Source organism: Sinorhizobium sp. BJ1 (assembly GCF_002531555.1).
Taxonomy (GTDB): domain Bacteria; phylum Pseudomonadota; class Alphaproteobacteria; order Rhizobiales; family Rhizobiaceae; genus Sinorhizobium; species Sinorhizobium fredii_B.
Genome location: NZ_NWTH01000019.1, coordinates 103,489 through 121,040, shown reverse-complemented (window position 1 = coordinate 121,040; position 17,552 = coordinate 103,489). Strand labels below are relative to the sequence as shown.

Below are 17,552 nucleotides of genomic sequence, written 5' to 3'. Positions count from 1 at the left end.
ATCTACCAATAGGGATTGCGGTGGATCCTCCCTACACCAGTTGGGGAGGCATTTGCGGCCGGCCACCCGACCGGCCACCCCCTTCGGTTCTGGTTAAGCTACCTTATAGACCAATCAGATGAACGTTCATGTCGGATTGGCAAATCGAACAATATTCATTGCCTTCGTAGCGTGGCATGGCCAAATCCGCGAACCGACTCCTGTCGCGAAACTCGACTTCGGAGCTGCACGATGAAAGTTGTCCTTCCTCGTAGAAGTCGTTCAACCTGGGCAAAACGACCCATGCAGAGTATAGCGCCTATTGCAGCCGTTCTTAGCGCGTCACTGCTGATACCGACCGCGGCTGCACAGGAGATGCAACACGGCGATCCTTTTCAGGATTTCTACCGTGCCGAGCTCAAGGTGTCCGACAATAAGCGGTATTTGGTTTTTACTGACGGCACGCCGTTTTTTTACCTGAGCGATACGAACTGGGAATTTTTTCGCCGCGCCACGCGCGAGGACGCCGAGCGGCTGCTCGAAAAGCGGCGCAAGCAGCGGTTTACGGTTATCTCGGGGCCGGTCACAGGGATTCTCGATGCAATTTATTACAAAGATCCTCTCGGGGCTCCAAATCCCTATGGCGATCTCCCGTTCATCGACAAGGACGTCACCCGTCCAGCGACGACTCCGGGTTCCGATCCAAACGACGCGACCCAGTACGATTATTGGGACCACGTGGATCATCTCGTGAGCCTTGCAGAATCTAAGGGCCTTTTTGTCGCCTTGCTTCCCGCATGGTGGGATCACTATCGAGCGGGTCTGGTCAACAGGTCGAACGCCAGGGCCTATGGGCGTTTCATTGGTCTGCGGTTTGGGGCACGGCGCAATATCATCTGGGTTCTCGGAGGTGACACCAGCATCAGCAAGCAGGAGCGCACGGTCTACGAACAGGGCCTGGATATCGCGAGAGGTATTTGGCGTGTTCTACAGGGCAAGTCCGCCGTGCACCCCGTTGAGGCGGACACATTTCGCGAACTGGCGGCCGGCATTAAAGAGACCGAGAGCCGCCCACATCTAATGACATTTCACCCCCGCACCGGTGTTAGCTCTGCACAGTGGTTTCACGATGAGCCGTGGCTCGACTTCAACATGCTTCAGTCAGGCCACGAAACCTACGATCTTGCCCGCTACGAACTGATCGCCGACGACTACAATCGGGTTCCTGCTAAGCCCACCATGGACGCCGAAAGTGCGTATGAGGATCAGCTGCCTTACGGACATTGGGACGAGCCCGAAAAAGGCTGGTACGATGACTATGATGTCCGCCAAGCTGCTTATTGGGGGCTATTCGCAGGCGGCCACGGGTATGCCTATGGGAACCGCGGCGTCTGGCAAATGTACGAGCCCGGCCGCGAGCCATCCGATCCAGTCCGGTATTATTGGTATCAAGCGATGGACCTACCGGGAGCCCGGCACATGACGCACCTGCGCAATCTTATGCTTTCCCGGCCGATGCTTGGCCGTGTCCCCGACCAGTCACTTGTTGAGAATGCGTTTTCGGGCGGCGATCATATCCGCGCCACGCGCGGAGACGGATATGCATTCATCTACGCTGCAACCGGCAAGACCTTTCGGGTCAATCCGGGAGGGATTGCCGGCGGCACCCTGGTTGCCTGGTGGTTCGATCCGAGGAGCGGAGGTGCGACTCGAATTGGTGAGTTCCCTAACAGCGACGTTCTGGAATTCGATCCACCGGGGGACCCAAAGAGAGGGAATGATTGGGTGCTGGCGCTGGACAGCAAAAACTTAGGGTTTCAGGCTCCTGGAGTGGCTCCCGCGCCGTGAATGCGACGTGGGACAGAAACACTCTGCGAGGTGATTACAGCGCCTGACCTCGCCCAATTAGGGTTCAAGTTGCACTCTCTGGTTAGGCCGCCACAATGTATCCATGCGGCTACACCGCGGTGACTATGATTTCCCGTCGGTTGCCGCAGTAGGTTTCGTCGGTGCGTGACCGGTAGTCCTGTGCTCGTCGAAAATGTGCCGAAGGTTCTCCATGCCATCTTCGGTGATCCGACGATGATTTCGTCGTTGATCGCGTCCGTTGTAATATGACGTTGCGGAAGGTGCGCCACTCGTCAATGTTGAGTCGCCTGCTTGCTGTCCAAGCAGGTATTCTCGGCGGAATTTGCGACCGCAACCCCGGCGCCGAGAGCCAACCCGAGCAAGGCCTCGACAAGCCATTGGCGATCTCCGTCAGTGTCATTGGAGCTTACAGCCGCTAGATTTTTAGGTGCACTCGGGACGATCTGGCCCGTCAGCGCACGCGATAGGAAGAAGGTTGCCACGCAGCCTCCATCGACGTCCATGCACGACCCCCCAGAGAACGCAACCGGGTTGCCGCGATATTGGCGCAATCGACCGCAGCGCCAACGGGGGCGGCAACTGTGGCCTCTGTGTGATACAGAACTGAGCCGGCGTCATGTGTCGATCAACCCCAGGACGCATACCGCTTTGGACTTAGCTTAAGGGACAGAGGCGAATAGTTTTCGGTAGAACACCTATCTGTCCGATCGGTACCCTATCCACATGTTCATCTTCTATTTTAGCTTGGCCTCGGATGAAACTAAATCAATAAAGCAAACTGCTCGCTTTGTTGAATCCGGTTTTTGCGGCGCATCGATGTTCCATCTGTCGCGTTGAAGCCCGGATTTTGGCCAACGAGGCGTCGAAACCGGCTGAGGTGTCGCAATGTCTGCGGTTGATGGGATCTGCTTGCAGCCCAAGGAGTTCATACAGGATTATTTCGCCTCGGTACGGAGTGTGCTAGCGCAGGTCGATACTGAAGCCGTTCAGGCAGTAACACAGATGTTGCGCATGGCACGCGACGCGGGCGCCACAATCTTCATCGCCGGCAACGGCGGCAGCGCTGCAACGGCTTCCCACTGGGTCAATGATCTTGGCAAAGCGACTAAGCGGTCTGGGCGCCTGCCGATCCGGGTAATGGGCCTGAGTGACAACATTTCCTGGATGACGGCCCTAGGCAATGACGAAGGCTACGACCGCATCTTTGTCGGGCAGTTGGAAAATTTCGCCAGGCCCGGTGACGTTCTCATTGTGATCTCGGCCAGCGGGAACTCACCGAATCTGATGCGCGCAGTTGAACTCGCCCGCCAGAAGAAAGTGGTCAGCATCGGGCTTGTTGGCTTTGACGGTGGCGCGTTAAAGGCGCTCGTAGATCAGCCAGTGTGGGTGCGATCCGATAAGGGAGCCTACGAGCTCGTCGAGGATGTCCACTCCGCAATCTGCCATGCCATCACCCGATATCTCATTGCAGATCGCCCGGAGCACGATCAATGAACATCGGTCTGGTAAGATCGGCGCGCCCAGAAGAGGAACAGCGGCTTGCGCGTGTCGAAGGTTGCACATACAGCCGACCGCGCCAAGCGGTCATTCTGGCTGGTGGTCGCGGTACGCGCATGCAGCCGATCACACTTGACCGACCGAAGCCAATGGTGCCCGTGCTCGGTCGCCCCTTCCTGGAGTACCAGATCGAACAGCTGCGGCAGGAGGGGTTCGAACGGGTTCTTCTGCTGCTCGGCTATCTGCCCAACGTTGTGATAGACCATTTCGGCGACGGGAGTCGGTTTGGCATCAAGATCGAGTACGCAGTCACCGGAGCTGACGATCTTACAAGCAGCCGGATCTCCAATGCGCGAAATCTCATAGATCCATGCTTCATGCTGCTCTATTGCGACAATTATTGGCCAATGCGGATGGAACGCATGTGGCAGCAGTTCTGCGCGGCCGCCAAGCCGGGGATGATCACCGTCTACAGCAACAGGGACGGTTTCTCTCGTGGCAGCGTGATACTCGATTCGGAAAACAATGTGACCGTCTTCGACCGGTCTCGCCTCACTCCGGGCCTGCAGGGGGTCGAGATCAGCTACGCTATCCTCACCGACCTCGCGCTTGAACTCCTGCCCGACAAAGACACTTTGTTTGAGGAAGCAATATATACGCCTCTGGCCACGCAACGTCGGCTGGCAGCCTATGTGAGCGAGCACTGTTACTACAGTGTAGGTTCGATACAACGTCTTCCCGCGACCGAACGTTTCATGAAACATGAAAAGACGGTCTTGGTGGATCGGGACGGGGTTCTCAACCGCAAGCCGCCGCGGGCCCACTATGTGTGTTCATACGACCAGTGGGAATGGCTCGAAGGTTCAAAAGAAGCCTTGGCCCTGCTGCATCGGGCGGGCTATCGAGTGATCGTGGTCTCGAACCAAGCGGGAATAGCCCGCGGTGCTATGACTTCCACGGATCTCGAATCCATTCACCAGCGCATGTGCGCCGAGGCGGCTGCCGCCGGCGGCAAAATCACGGCCATCTATCACTGCCCGCACGGATGGGATGATGGGTGTGCCTGCCGCAAACCCAAACCGGGCATGCTATATGAGGCGCAGCGGGAATTCGATCTCGACCTGACACGCACTCTCTTCATTGGTGACGATGAGCGCGATCGTCAGGCGGCGGACGCAGCCGACTGCCTCTATGCGCAAGTGAGCGATGGGTGCTCGCTTCTCGACCTCACACGTCAACTCCTAGAGCAACAGGGGCATCGCCAGACATGACCGGATCAACACGCATTCTCGTTACAGGCCATAATGGTTATATAGGTTCCGTGATGGTGCCCCTGCTGCAATGCGCAGGTTACGAAGTAGTTGGGCTGGATACAGGTTATTTCCGGGGGTGCACTCTTGGGGCGTCCACCACCAGTGTGCCCGCGATTTCCAAGGACCTGCGAGCCATCGAACCGTCGGACCTCGCAGGCATCGAAGCCGTAATCCATCTGGCGGCATTGTCGAACGACCCAATTGGCAATCTGAATCCGAATTGGACGCGGGAGATAAACGCCGAAGGCACAGTTCGCCTTGCGGAGATGGCCAAGGCGGCCGGCGTGCGGCGGTTTCTGTTCTCCTCGTCTTGCATCATGTACGGGATGTCAGAAGCATCTGTCGTTGACGAGACCGCACCGCTTGCCCCGCAGACCGAGTATGCAAGGTCGAAAGTGGTCGCTGAAGAAGCACTTCGGGCGATGGCCGACGACCGATTTTCGCCGGTGTACTGCCGCAACGGGACTGTCTACGGCTTCTCTCCGCGCATGCGTTTCGACACGGTGTTGAACAACTTTATGGGTAGCGCCTTCACCACGGGGCGCGTCGAAGTCCACAGCGACGGCACGCCTTGGCGGCCAGTGGTCCATGTTGAGGACGTTGCTCGATACTTCAGACTAATGCTGGAGGCGCCGCGCGGGGATGTACACAACGAGGCCTTCAACATGGGTGTTGACAGCCTGAACCTTCAGGTCCGCGAGATAGCAGAAATCGCGGCGGAAGCAGTGCCCGGTGCGCAACTCGTATTAATGCCGCAACCCGGCGCAGATCAGAGGACGTACAGGGCAGACTTTACCAAGTTCTCCCGAACCTTTCCCAACTTCGAGTTCCGGTGGACCGCACGAAAGGGAGCGCAGGATCTCTATCAGGCCCTCTGCTCGATTGCGCTGAGGCATGAGGACTTCACAGACAAGCGCTTCACTCGTCTGCGCTGGCTCAATCATCTCCTGGAGACGCGTGCACTCGACGACAATCTTCATTGGCAAATCGAACAACAAAACGTGGCCTGATCAATTTTCGTGCGGGGAAAGCAATATGGAACAGTTGTTAGACGCTCCAGTAAGGGCCGCGCAAGATACGGAATTGGCCATTCCGGCCGTTATGGGTCGAGCAGCACGGCGTTTGCCGTCACTCGTCATGACCCGTACTCCTCTCCGTGTCAGTTTCGCAGGGGGCGGTACCGACTTGCCCGACTTCTACAACCTCGATTTTGGTGCGGTGTTCAGCGCCGCTGTGGACAAACACATATATGTGACGGTGAAGCGCCACAGCGAGATCTTCAACGAACCCATCCGTCTGAACTATTCCCAGACGGAGCAGGTAAACACCATCGACGAAATCAAAAACAACATCGCACGCGAGTGCCTGCGGTTCATGGAGATCGAACCGCCGATTTACATTTCGACCGTCGGCGACATGCCGGCATCAACAGGTATGGGTGGTTCGAGCTCATTCACTGTCGGGCTGCTCAACGCCTTGCATGCTTTTCGAGGGGAGCGTGTGACCCCCGGCCAGCTGGCGGAAGAGGCCTGCCACATCGAGATGGATGTCCTGAAGGAACCCATCGGCAAGCAGGACCAGTATGCCGCTGCGTTTGGTGGTCTTAACCTATTTCGCTTCCATCCGGAAGGTGCCGTAACGGTCGAACCGCAACGCGTGCGCAACGGAGCCGTCGAACATCTATTTCAAAACCTGATGATGTTCTGGACATCGCACCAGCGCCCCGCAAGTTCCGTACTGGTCGAGCAGAAGGCGAAAACATCAAGCAACCTCGAGACCCTTAGACGGATGCGTGATGATGCATTCCTTCTTCAGCGGGTCTTCTTGGAAGCCGCCATCGATATTGAACGTTTCGGCGCCGTCCTCCACAGCGGGTGGCAGATGAAGCGGCAGTTGGCATCCCGCGTAAGCAATGAGGAAATCAATCGCAACTACGACTTGGCCATGCAGGCGGGGGCGGAGGGCGGCAAGCTCTGCGGCGCCGGCGGTGGCGGATTTTTGATGTTCGCGGTCAAGCCGGAGCGGCGGGAGAGCGTGAGGCGCGCCCTTTCAAAACTGGCTTATGTACCAATCGGTTATGAAGTCCAAGGCTCACATTTGCTTCATCCTGCTCACGTCTAGGTGGTGGATCTTGTTATGCATTTCACGATGACCGATATTCCTGGCGTGGTCCTGGTGGACCTGCAGAAATTCGAAGACGAGCGGGGTTTTTTTTCCCGTGGCTGGTGTGCGCGGGAGTTCGCTGAACATGGACTGCCGGACCAGGTTGTGCAGATGAATATCTCATACAACCGTCGCAAACACACCCTGCGGGGCTTTCACTATCAACTGCCCCCGTATGGTGAGGACAAGCTGCTCCGCTGCATCCGGGGAGGTATCTTCGATGTGCTAATCGATCTACGGCGCGACTCACCCACCTACAGGCGGCACCTAACCGTAGAGCTTTCGGCGTCGAACCAGCGAATGCTCGTCATACCAAAGGGCTGCGCCAATGCCTTCCTCACAATGCAGGATGAAACCGAGGCAACCTATCTCGTATCCGAATTCTACACGCCAGCAGCCGAGCGCGGTCTTCGCTGGGATGACCCCTCGTTCGCGGTCGAGTGGCCGGTGACCGCGCCGGCAGTGATTTCGGCAAAGGACCGGAATTGGCCGGATTTCATCGGATGAGATGCAGCATCTGGCGTGATCGGCTGGCATGATTTCACCAAGTGGGGGATTGGGATGTTCATTGTCGACAAGGCGTTACAAAGGCGTGAGGCGGAAAACCGCCCGATCCGCGTCGGGATGGTGGGAGCTGGATTCATGGCTCGGGGGATCGCCTTGCAAATGCAGCGATACGTCCCTGGAATGGAACTCGTGGCGATTTCCAACCGGCACGTGGAACACGCTCTGCAAGCCTTTCTTTCGGCCGGTCAGGAGAATGTGGCCGAAGCGACTAGTGTCGCCGCTCTTCAGGACCTCATAGCTTCCGGTCGATGCGCGGTTACGGCGGATCCGATGCACATTTGCGAGGCAGAAGGTATCGACGTCATAGTCGAGGCGACAGGCGCGATTGAATTTGCTGCCCACGTCGCGATGCGAGCCATTCGAAATGGCAAGCATGTCGTTCTGATGAATGCGGAACTCGATGGCACGATCGGGCCAATCCTAAAGGTCTACGCTGACCGTGCCGGGGTCATCATCACCAACGTGGAGGGAGATCAACCGGGCGTGATCATGAACCTTTACCGTTGGGTCAAGGGCCTGGGCATCCGACCAGTTCTTTGCGGGAACATCAAGGGCCTGCACGATCCCTATCGCAACCCGACCACCCAGGAGGCGTTTGCCAAGCGATGGGGCATGAAGCCACCAATGGTGACGTCTTTCGCCGACGGCTCGAAGATCTCGTTCGAGAATGCAATCGTTGCCAATGCCACGGGCATGCGTGTGGCCAAACGAGGCATGTACGGCCCCACGGTTGAGACGGGTACACCAATCCAGGGGGCGGTCGAGTGGTTTCCTCTTGAAGATGTAATGAATGGGCCAGGTATCGTCGATTACGTGGTCGGAGCAATGCCCAATCCCGGGATTTTCGTGCTCGGCACGACCGAGGATGCAGCCGAGCGGCATTACTTGGAACTGTACAAATTAGGAAAAGGCCCGCTCTATTGCTTCTACTGGCCCTATCATCTCTGTCATTTCGAGGTGCCGAACACCGTCGCTCGCGCCGTGCTGTTCAAGGATGCAGCGATTGCCCCGCTCGGTGCGCCTACAGTCGACGTCGTGGCGACCGCCAAGACCCAGCTTAAATCGGGCGAAGTTATTGACGGAATCGGTCATTACATGACCTACGGCCTCGCCGAAAATACCGAGACGGCCCGACGCGAGCGCCTCCTGCCATTGGGCTTGGCCGAGGGCTGCCGCTTAACGCGCGATGTCGCCAAAGACGCAGTACTAACCTATGACGACGTCGAATTCCAGCCCGGCCGCCTTTGCGACCAACTCCGCGCGGAGCAGGACATCCATTTCTTCGGTTCGTCGATTGCTGAAACGGCGCGCGTTGAGAGGGTGATGACATAGGCAGCCGCGAACATTGAAACGCAAACGGTACGAATACGGATGATTTTCGCCAGCTCAACCGAAAGCGCCGGGAGGTCTGCGGATCGCTCACCAACTGGCGCTCGCAAAAGGACGATCTGTTGTGGGTTCGATAGATGTTGTAATACCTAACTACAATTACGGGCGATTTTTGCGGGACTGCGTTAGGAGCGTCCAAGCGCAAGCGGTCGAGAATCTGCGCATTCTGATTATCGACAATGCTTCCACCGATGACAGTGTCGAAATCGCACGAGCGCTTGCGACAGAGGATCCTCGTATCGAGATCATCGCGCGCAAGGCGAACAAGGGGCTTCACGCATCTTTCAATGAAGGCATCGACTGGGCCTCGGCCGACTACTTGATCATCTTGCATGCCGACGATCTGTCGGCGCCCGGCGCACTCAAGCGCGCAATGGAATGCCTTGACCGCCACCCGAACGTTGCGATGACATGCGGAGGGACGGTGAGATACGGTGAGGAAATCCGGACTGCCGCTTTGGTCCCACACTGGCGCCTCGAAACGGGGGAAAGTTTCATCGCGCAAAGATGCAGAACTGCACACAATACAGTAGCGTGCTGCAGCGTGATCGTTCGAACCAGTGCACAAAAAGCCGCCGGCCATTATGACGAGCGACTGTCGTTCGCTCCCGATCTGGAGATGTGGCTGCGCTTGGCCCGCGTGGGCGATGTCGCCCACACAGGCGCGGTTCAAGGCTTTGTGCGCGTGCATCCCCATAACGCCTCGGCCCACACGCGCGAGCGCCTCGCGCCCGAGCTCGAAGCGGTGGAGCTGTCCTTCGAGACGTTTTTTGAAAAGGAGAATGCCCAAGGCAGGGAGGTCTCGCATCTGCGGGCGCAGGTGCAGAGATCACTCGCCGAGCGCGCTTACTGGGCTGGGCTGGCCCATCTCGTTCGCGGTAGCTCGAGCGGCGGCTGGGAACTGGCGCGCATGGCCCTGAGCCGTCGCGCAAGGATGCTTCTTATACCCCCGGTCGGTTACGTCCTGCGTCGACACGATGGCATTCGGCGCATCGGCCAGGTCTTCTTGGAAGCGAGGAAGCGCCGGTTCTCTGCTCCATCACAGCGGGTCGGCAATGAGGCTTCATGAGGTGTTCCGATGCCAGTCGTTGCTCCCGAATCCATAGAAGACCATTACGACCTCGTCATCGGGGGAACCGGCTTCGGCTCGATGTTCTTCCTGCATGGTTTTCGGCGGCGATTTCCGCGGGCACGTGTACTCCTGATCGAATGGGGCGGCTTTCACGATCGCGCCTGGCAGATTGAGAACCAGCGCAACAGCGACACCGATGCGGGCCAGACATTCGTGCAGAGTTCAGAGGAAAAGCCCTGGTTCTTCACCTTGGGCTTCGGCGGAGGAACGAACTGCTGGTGGGCCAACACGCCGCGTCTGTCGCCCAACGACTTTCGGCTCAAGACGAAGTACGGAGTAGGCGAGGATTGGCCAATCAGCTATGAAGATCTCGAGCCTTACTACGTCGAGGCGGAACAGATAATGCTGGTGGCCGGGCCCAATGACCTGAGCAGTCGCTACCCTCGCTCAGCCCCATATCCTCAGCCGGCTCACAATATGTCGAGCGTGGACAGGATCATGAAGTCGGCGATGCCGGACCATCACTTTGCCGTACCGACGGCTCGCCTGAGGATACCGGTCGGAGATCGCGGCGCTTGCTGCGACAGCGTGAATTGCAACCTTTGCCCCGCCGATGCCAAGTTCACTGCGCTCAATACATTCGGTGAGCACGTGGCCGCGCCGAGCGTTCATGTTTTGCCAAACGCCCGTGTCCTTTCTGTCGAAATGGAGGGCGGTGTCGCCAAGGGGCTGCGCTACTCGATCGGTGGGCGCGAGAAGATAGCGAAGGGCGATCTTGTGGCAGTTGGATGTAATGCGATCCACTCGCCATTCATTTTGATGCGATCCGGTCTTACGCATCCCGCGCTAGGGAAATATCTGCATGAGAAGCACGTCCTGCAGTTCGAGGTTCTGCTTGATGGCGTCAATCATTTCGACGGAGGCATTCCCACCGCCGGGCTAAATACGTTCTTAGTTGACGGCGAGCATCGACGGAAGGGTGGGGCGGCTCTCGTTTACTTCATCAATCATTATTTGCGCGATGGGTTGCGAGCTGAATGGGGCCGATGGCGGCAGACCCTTCCAATCGAAATCTTCGTCGAGGACTTGCCGCTCGAAACGAACAGGGTAACGGACGACGCTCGCGAGATTCCCGTCGTAAGCCATCCCGGCCGTTCTTCCTATTGCCAAAACGGCGTCGAGTACGTGATCGCCAAGCTGCCAGAACTCTTGGCGTCGCTGCCTGTCGAACGCATCATCCGCCGCCAAGATCTCCCCACAGGATTCCACATCCAAGGAACCTGCCGCATGGGCAACGATCGAGCCCAGTCGATTGTGGATGGCGGGCTCGTGCACCACGATGTACGCAACCTACTCGTTCTTGGCACAAGTGTCTGGCCCAGTTGCGGGACGGCCAATCCGAGCTTGACCGCCGCCGCACTGTCGCTGCGCGCCGCAGCGCTCATGGGAGGCTGATATGAATTTTAACCGTTCGCGACGTGATGTCTTGATCGGCGGTGGAGCAGTCGCCATCACAGCAGCCGCCGGTGTGAGCAGCTGGGTTGTACTAGCCGATGAGCACAAAGCATTGCTAGACTATTTTAAAAAATTGCTGCCCGGCGTAAGGATTGATGAAGAATCGGCGGCCGCGTGCATCGATGAATTTCTTGCTCGGTGGTCCTGGAAGGAAAGGCGTGCTGTCTCGGTTGCCTGGCGGACTTTCGGCGTCGAAACTATGGGTAACATGAGCGACAAATTCGAGATTGCCGCGCGTAAGGCCCTTACGATGTATCTGACCAATTCGAACTTTTTCGATGTCTCGGACCCGCGCGCCACAACGATTGTATATGTGGGCGGACCGACAGGCGCAGCGTGTACCAATTCATTCGCCAATCTCGACCCTCCGGCCCCCGACGCCTGATTTGCATGCTATTTGGCTCGACCCGGCTTCTCTTCGGAAATAGCATTCGCACCGGCTGATGTGCCGAACAACCGGACTTGGCCGCCCGTCCTATCAAAGTAAACCCTGCCGCATATGTTGAAAAGCGTCCTATGAGCCTGGCCCGAACGCATCGAGCGGCCAGTCGAAGCAGGCTATGCTGCTCCCGGACGCATCGACATGAGCACCCGGTGGGCTTTCTTGACAACCATACTCTCGACACCGGCCGGGCGGTCGACCGCTATCCATAAGAAAAGAAGTATCGCGCCGTATATCGCAAAAGCCGCCATGACCGAGGCAGCGGTAGCCAGAATCAAGAGCCAAGGCGTTTGCTGAGCTGCCACGAATGGCGTGATGAAGAACAGAAAAATAGCCATGGTCGAGCAAGCCGATACTGGACGCCATAATGCTTGGCTCTGTTGTTTGATCGAAACGCCTATCAAATGATTGAGTATGAAAGAAACAGAAACCAGAAGGGTGGCAGCAGCGACACAGCGGGCGGCGAGAGCACCGGTTAGGCCATAGAAAAGCAGGCCGATAATCAAGGCGGGGAGCTTGACAACAAACTCAGCAATCATCCGAAGAGCAACAAAGCGCGTTCTGTTCATAGCCATCGCCAGAGGGGACAGGGCTTCAGTCGGCACAGATATAAGATAAGATAAAGTAAGCCATTGCAGCATCGGCGCGGCTTCAAGCCATTCCTCTCCTAGAACAATTCGGACGAATGGATCGGAAAGCATAGCAAGGCAGACCAGGATCGGAGCCGTCGTTGAAAACACGGCGTTCGTGGCTTTGCAATACGCAGTTGCATATGCCGAGGGTGAAGCACTTGCGAAAGCAGGCATCAATGGGCGCATGAGTGGTTGGACTAGCGCCTGCTGGGGAATTCCTGACAGGTTGTCAGCAATTGCATAGCGCCCGAATGAGGTCAGGTCGACAAGTCGTCCCAACAGCAACTTGTCCATCTGCCAATTTAGCGCGGACAGTAGCTGAGACGCGATGTTCCAGCTGACCATGTCGGAAAAGAGAGACCACTGCGAAAGGGTCAGCCTGGGTCGTAGCGGCGCAAATATATAGGACAGTACCACCGCGATAAGCGGCGTAGTAATGGTACCGAAAGCAATGGCCCAATAGCTGTCTGTTCCAAGAGCAACACTTGTCGCGACAAGAAGCGCCGAAAGCTTTCCAATTACGTCCAGCAGAAATTCTCGGCGAAAATCATATCTTTGTATAAAAATGACCATCCGAGGGCTGACGAGGCCCCGTAAGATTGGGGCAAGCGCAAGGACCCACGTCAACGCGACCAGGCGCGGTTCTTGGTATAAAAGCGATAAAGGCCAGGCAACAAGGCCCATTAAGCTCCCCAAAAACACTCCGCGTATCACCCCGAGTGTGAACGCCGTTGCAAGCACCGGTTCAGTAATCGTGGTAACCCGCATCATCGCCTGCGCTAGAGGCAGATCAAGGCCGACTTCGGTAATCAGGATTGTTGTCATTGCCAGGGCAATCAGCCCGAAGTCTGCTGGAGAAAGCAGGTGCGCCAAGATCAGCAACGAACAAAAATCGATGCCGCGGGCAGTCAGCTTGCCTGCGACGACCCACATGCCCGCCTTGGCGACCCGTGCGGATCGGCTGGCACCTTCCCCATTGTCCACGTGGATGTCCTCACCAAACTGAAACCCTTCGGGCGGAGCGCATGCTGTCCATCATGCCGGGTGAACCGTAGATTCATATACCTACCTTCGCAGTATCATCTAACCCGAATAAATAATGGAAAGCTGGCCGAGGTGGCTTAACCCGCTGAAGTATGTCGGAACCGATACAAATCATTTCCGGAGACTACACCCGCCATAAATGATCTTACGCTGCCGCTGAGTGGTGGGTCATCAAGTCGGCGCCGCCTCCTTCAGGCAGCTACCAAGAGCGGATCGTGCTTGCCATCAACGACACGCTTGGCGAGCCGAACATGACAGCCAATAACTGCACCTGTTCATGCCCCATACGACGAATACGCTTCGGCCGACCGTGGTGTTCGATGGCGCGGGACCGTTCGTCGTGCGGTCCTACCATCATGCAACCGAGTGGCGCTGACATCCCCACCCCACCTGCGCCGCCTGGTGCGGATGATGATCCGGGGCAATTGGTCAAACATCCGGATTCTGATCATGTCGTGCACGTCGGATAACCCGCTTCACGGACGCTGGCCGCGGCGACGTCCGGATTCATCCAATCCGATCGCGGTTCCTTCGCATAGGCCGGATTGCCGGCGTCAGTGAGTGCCAGACCGCGGAGGGCGGCTGCGGTCAGCGCGCCAATGAGCAACGATTTCATACAGCGAACCAGAGTCCCCTCGGCGCGACGACGTGAGCTGTGCCGCTGGAAGACTATCGAATAGCTGTTCGAGTACTGGCGTCACGGAACAACCGCTGCTCTCAGCTTCCGTTGTCTCCGGACAGCAGTTCGACAGCGTCTCGCTGTACTGCCGGATGTGTCGAGACGCGCGGTCCTCCGGCCGTGTCCGTAAATCTCGATGTTGGCCCCAAACGCCACGGTGGAACCAAGCGAGCGACGAGCTCGCATTCTTGGAGAGAAGTGTTTTGAGCGTCTTCAAAATTCGTCGGCCGGTAATCGGCAGTGTAGCGCTCAGCGCGATCGCCACCCTTTATCTGCTGCTGCTCACCAACAACTCCTTCTGGAGCCATGCGGTAGTCTATTTCGATCACGCATGGATTGCCATGTTATCGCTCGGCGCGGCACTCGGTCTCACCACCTTTTCGATCCTGACATCGCTGTCGATGAAATATGTTATGAAGCCGGTGCTGATCCTGCTGGTCGCCATATCGGCGGCCGCCGCCTATTTCACCGATACCTTCGGCGTCGTCATCGATAAGGGCATGATCGGCAACGCCGCCGTCACCACTGGACCCGAGGCGGGTCATCTGCTCACGGGCAGCCTTGCACTTCATCTTGCGCTTTACGCGCTCATCCCCTCGCTTCTTGTCGCCTGGGTGAAGGTCAAGCATCGTCGGTTTTTCTCAAAGGCGGCTGTCAATTTCCTCTTCATTGCTCCGGCGCTTGTCTTGAGCGGCGTGCTCATCTACGCCAACTTTGCCGGCATCGCCTATGCGCTGCGGGAGCATCGCGATCTGATGGTACGGTTCAATCCGGCCGGGCCGATCTCGTCGGCGGTGCGCTACGGTCTCTCCACCTATCGCGAACGTAATCTGGTCGTGCAGCCGCTCGGCACTGACGCCAAAGAGGGGCCGCGCATCGCCGCGTCCGGCAAGCCTGTCGTCGTGGTGGTGGTCGCGGGCGAGACGGCACGGGCGATGAATTTCTCCCTCAATGGTTATGACCGGGAGACCAATCCGGAATTGAAGGCGCTTGGCGTGGTCAACTACCGCGACACGACGAGCTGCGGCACGGCAACGGCCGTCTCATTGCCCTGCATGTTTTCCGTCTATCCGCGCAAGCAGTACAGCGACTGGAAGGCTCGCTCGACCGAAAATCTCGTCAACGTACTGACCCATGCGGGCGTTTCGGTTACCTGGTGGGACAACAATACGGGCAGCAAGGGGATCGCCGATCTCATCAGTTTCGCCAGCCTGACGCGCCGAAAGAACAGCCCGCTGTGCAGCAATGGTGAATGTCTCGACGAAATCTTCCTCGACGAACTGGACAAAAAGCTCGGCGCAACGACCAAGGACAGCGTCATCGTGCTGCATCAACTCGGCAGCCACGGCCCCTCCTATTACCTGCGCTATCCCGAAGTGTTCCGCCGCTTCACGCCGGACTGCCGGACTCCGGAACTGATGAACTGCACGACGGAGGAAATCGTCAATGCCTATAACAACACGATCCTCTACACGGACCATGTCCTGGCGAGCGTCGCGAGGTTGCTCGAGAAGCATCAGGACCGGATTGCCGGCGCGATGATCTACATGTCGGATCATGGGGAATCGCTCGGCGAAAACGGCATTTACCTGCACGGCGCGCCCTATGCGATTGCACCGAAGGAACAGACGCAGGTCCCCTTCATCGCCTGGTTTTCGAAACCATATCAGGCCGAGATGGGGGTCGACACCGCCTGTCTCTTGAAAGATGCAGCCAGCCCGAAGTCGCATGACAACCTCTTCCATACCGTCCTCGGCATGATGGACGTGCAAACGGGAGTCTATAACCGCTCACTCGACGCTTTCGCGGCCTGCACGCGGCCGGCGGGACGGAAGAATGAGGCACCGGGTTATCACGCGGCCGAGAGCAGCCTGCGAGCCGCACCAGACGGAGTTCTATAGCGGTTGCCGCCCATGTTGCACCAGCGGACAAAGCAGGAGCGGCGCCGCGCGCATCGAACTGTCAGCAGTCCGGCAAATCTGGTAGACTGCATGCTCGAAACCGTTCCGGTTTCTGTCACGGTAACCGTGGGCCCTCGATGGGAGGAGGAACCGATGCAGTTCGTTGGGATCCAAGTCTTCCCCGAGCGCGGCGGCAAGGCGGGCTTCACCGTCGAATTCGTCGGGGCGACGGGGGAGGTCGTTTCCGTGCTATGCCCGCAGAACGCGGAGGGCACCCTCAACCGGATGAATGCCGTTGTGCGGGCGAAAGAAATACTCGCTGCCGCCATCGAGACGGACGGTGAACTGCTCGGCATAACGGGGACGAGGCGATCCCCATCGGTCCCCGAAGGCGCGCTCCCGAACGCCCGCCAGGCGCACGACCGCGACGCGTTGGAAGAGCAGTTGGAGGAAGGGCTCGAAGATACGTTCCCCGCCAGCGATCCCGTGTCGATCACCAGTTCGGCCATTCCTAAGGGCACGCCGCGCCGTTGACCGCTCCGCGGAGACGCTCCTGCGTGCCTACGCTGGTGTTCTTGCTCCTCAGATTAACCAACATGTTGCGTTTCCGCATTTTTGCGCCGAAAGCGATTTCGGTTGAAATTAGAATGCGATAGTGATGTGAGATGAGCCACGTGTTCGCTGCAGCGATTGATCGCGCGGCTTGAGACGAGTGAGGGATCGATTCTCGTCCACATCCATGGAGAAAGCCGTCTTGGACGCCTACGAGAGCACCGGCTCATGAATGGCCGACGTCTCACATTCGCTGTCGGTGACATTCACGGCTGTCTCGCACAGCTCGACGACCTGTTGGAGGCAATCGAGTCCTCCGCACCGGGAGGCAGGGTCATCTTCCTCGGCGACCTTGTCGACCGCGGCCCGGAGAGCCGAGGCGTCGTCGAACGGATCATGGCAGGACCGACCAAGGCCGGTTGGCAATGGATCACGCTCAAGGGCAACCATGAGGACATGCTGCTGTCGGCCCGCAAGGGTCTGGCCGAGATGAGCTCGTGGCTGATGAACGGCGGCGACGAAACGCTGGAGTCCTATGGTGGCGCCATACCTTTGAGCCATCTGGTCTGGATGGCCGAGCTTCCGTCGATCATCATCGAGCCATATCGGATTTTCGTGCATGCCGGAGTGGAGGAAACCATACCGCTTGAGGAGCAGGACGACGACATTCTGCTGTGGATGCGTACCGAGCCGAACTATTCCGGCTATTACTGGGGCAGACATGTCTGCCACGGGCATACGCCGAGCAGCAGCAATCCCCGGACCGTCGGCAACAGGACCAATGTCGATTCGGGCGCAGTCTTCGGCGGCGTGCTTTCCTGCGCCGTCTTTGACGACGCCGTGCCGGGCGGGCCGATCGACTTTCTCATTGCCGGCGGCTGAGCGTCCGAGAAGAGGCGGCCAGGTAGCAAATGCCACAATCGCTCCGGCAGCACGAA

Annotated in this window: 15 protein-coding genes; 13 read left to right on the top strand and 2 right to left on the bottom strand. The window is 58.0% G+C overall.

What is annotated here, in order from left to right; all coding sequences use genetic code 11:
* Positions 1 to 282 precede the first annotated feature (282 nt).
* From CO676_RS22260 to CO676_RS22210, 10 genes are all read left to right on the top strand, one after another.
* Positions 283 to 1,827, top strand: coding sequence for a glycoside hydrolase family 140 protein (locus tag CO676_RS22260; protein ID WP_179875591.1), 1,545 nt, complete (start codon positions 283 to 285; stop codon positions 1,825 to 1,827).
* A gap of 906 nt (positions 1,828 to 2,733) precedes the next feature.
* Positions 2,734 to 3,342, top strand: a complete 609-nt coding sequence (locus tag CO676_RS22250; RefSeq protein ID WP_097522676.1) for an SIS domain-containing protein — start codon at positions 2,734 to 2,736, stop codon at positions 3,340 to 3,342.
* Positions 3,339 to 4,616, top strand: a complete 1,278-nt coding sequence (locus tag CO676_RS22245) for an HAD-IIIA family hydrolase (protein ID WP_097522675.1) — start codon at positions 3,339 to 3,341, stop codon at positions 4,614 to 4,616. Before CO676_RS22250 ends, CO676_RS22245 begins: the two co-directional genes overlap by 4 nt.
* Complete coding sequence (locus CO676_RS22240) at positions 4,613 to 5,668, top strand: SDR family oxidoreductase (RefSeq protein ID WP_097522674.1); 1,056 nt, start codon at positions 4,613 to 4,615, stop codon at positions 5,666 to 5,668. Before CO676_RS22245 ends, CO676_RS22240 begins: the two co-directional genes overlap by 4 nt.
* A gap of 25 nt (positions 5,669 to 5,693) precedes the next feature.
* On the top strand, positions 5,694 to 6,779 hold the full coding sequence (locus tag CO676_RS22235; protein WP_179875590.1) for a GHMP kinase: 1,086 nt from the start codon (positions 5,694 to 5,696) through the stop codon (positions 6,777 to 6,779).
* Positions 6,780 to 6,794: 15 nt separating this feature from the next.
* Positions 6,795 to 7,328: a dTDP-4-dehydrorhamnose 3,5-epimerase gene (rfbC, locus tag CO676_RS22230; RefSeq protein WP_179875589.1), complete on the top strand. Its 534-nt coding sequence runs from the start codon at positions 6,795 to 6,797 to the stop codon at positions 7,326 to 7,328.
* Positions 7,329 to 7,382: 54 nt separating this feature from the next.
* Positions 7,383 to 8,720 (top strand): Gfo/Idh/MocA family oxidoreductase, encoded by a 1,338-nt coding sequence (locus CO676_RS22225; protein WP_097522697.1) that lies wholly within the window; start codon positions 7,383 to 7,385, stop codon positions 8,718 to 8,720.
* A 121-nt stretch (positions 8,721 to 8,841) separates the two neighbouring features.
* Positions 8,842 to 9,846, top strand: coding sequence for a glycosyltransferase family 2 protein (locus CO676_RS22220; RefSeq protein ID WP_179875588.1), 1,005 nt, complete (start codon positions 8,842 to 8,844; stop codon positions 9,844 to 9,846).
* Positions 9,847 to 9,855: 9 nt separating this feature from the next.
* Positions 9,856 to 11,304 carry a GMC family oxidoreductase gene (locus tag CO676_RS22215; RefSeq protein ID WP_097522671.1) on the top strand — a complete coding sequence of 483 codons (1,449 nt, stop codon included), beginning with the start codon at positions 9,856 to 9,858 and terminating at the stop codon, positions 11,302 to 11,304.
* A gap of 1 nt (position 11,305) precedes the next feature.
* Positions 11,306 to 11,749: a hypothetical protein gene (locus CO676_RS22210; protein ID WP_097522670.1), complete on the top strand. Its 444-nt coding sequence runs from the start codon at positions 11,306 to 11,308 to the stop codon at positions 11,747 to 11,749.
* A 173-nt stretch (positions 11,750 to 11,922) separates the two neighbouring features.
* Here CO676_RS22210 and CO676_RS22205 read toward each other — a convergent pair whose 3' ends face one another.
* Positions 11,923 to 13,422: a lipopolysaccharide biosynthesis protein gene (locus CO676_RS22205; RefSeq protein WP_097522669.1), complete on the bottom strand. Its 1,500-nt coding sequence runs from the start codon at positions 13,420 to 13,422 to the stop codon at positions 11,923 to 11,925.
* 508 nt (positions 13,423 to 13,930) lie between these two features.
* A complete protein-coding gene (locus CO676_RS35370) occupies positions 13,931 to 14,098 on the bottom strand; it encodes a hypothetical protein (RefSeq protein WP_179875587.1) in 168 nt (55 codons plus the stop codon).
* Between the two features lie 266 nt (positions 14,099 to 14,364).
* Between CO676_RS35370 and CO676_RS22200 the strand changes: the two genes are divergently transcribed.
* The 3 genes from CO676_RS22200 (at position 14,365) to CO676_RS22190 (ending at position 17,496) form a co-directional block, all read left to right on the top strand.
* Entirely contained in the window at positions 14,365 to 16,062 is a 1,698-nt protein-coding gene (locus CO676_RS22200) for a phosphoethanolamine--lipid A transferase (protein WP_097522668.1), read from the top strand.
* Positions 16,063 to 16,215: 153 nt separating this feature from the next.
* Entirely contained in the window at positions 16,216 to 16,596 is a 381-nt protein-coding gene (locus CO676_RS22195) for a hypothetical protein (RefSeq protein ID WP_097522667.1), read from the top strand.
* A gap of 246 nt (positions 16,597 to 16,842) precedes the next feature.
* Entirely contained in the window at positions 16,843 to 17,496 is a 654-nt protein-coding gene (locus CO676_RS22190) for a metallophosphoesterase family protein (protein WP_014761901.1), read from the top strand.
* The last annotated feature ends 56 nt before the right edge of the window (positions 17,497 to 17,552 follow it).

What these genes read in the sequence shown, in the direction of transcription:
- CO676_RS22245 (WP_097522675.1), top strand. Translation starts at nt 3,339, where the DNA reads ATGAACATCGGTCTGGTAAGATCGGCGCGCCCAGAAGAGGAACAGCGG.
- CO676_RS22250 (WP_097522676.1), top strand. Translation starts at nt 2,734, where the DNA reads ATGTCTGCGGTTGATGGGATCTGCTTGCAGCCCAAGGAGTTCATACAG.
- CO676_RS22235 (WP_179875590.1), top strand. Translation starts at nt 5,694, where the DNA reads ATGGAACAGTTGTTAGACGCTCCAGTAAGGGCCGCGCAAGATACGGAA.
- rfbC (WP_179875589.1), top strand. Translation starts at nt 6,795, where the DNA reads ATGCATTTCACGATGACCGATATTCCTGGCGTGGTCCTGGTGGACCTG.
- CO676_RS22215 (WP_097522671.1), top strand. Translation starts at nt 9,856, where the DNA reads ATGCCAGTCGTTGCTCCCGAATCCATAGAAGACCATTACGACCTCGTC.
- CO676_RS22240 (WP_097522674.1), top strand. Translation starts at nt 4,613, where the DNA reads ATGACCGGATCAACACGCATTCTCGTTACAGGCCATAATGGTTATATA.
- CO676_RS22210 (WP_097522670.1), top strand. Translation starts at nt 11,306, where the DNA reads ATGAATTTTAACCGTTCGCGACGTGATGTCTTGATCGGCGGTGGAGCA.
- CO676_RS22190 (WP_014761901.1), top strand. Translation starts at nt 16,843, where the DNA reads ATGAATGGCCGACGTCTCACATTCGCTGTCGGTGACATTCACGGCTGT.
- CO676_RS22225 (WP_097522697.1), top strand. Translation starts at nt 7,383, where the DNA reads ATGTTCATTGTCGACAAGGCGTTACAAAGGCGTGAGGCGGAAAACCGC.
- CO676_RS22195 (WP_097522667.1), top strand. Translation starts at nt 16,216, where the DNA reads ATGCAGTTCGTTGGGATCCAAGTCTTCCCCGAGCGCGGCGGCAAGGCG.
- CO676_RS22260 (WP_179875591.1), top strand. Translation starts at nt 283, where the DNA reads ATGCAGAGTATAGCGCCTATTGCAGCCGTTCTTAGCGCGTCACTGCTG.
- CO676_RS35370 (WP_179875587.1), bottom strand. Translation starts at nt 14,098, where the DNA reads ATGAAATCGTTGCTCATTGGCGCGCTGACCGCAGCCGCCCTCCGCGGT.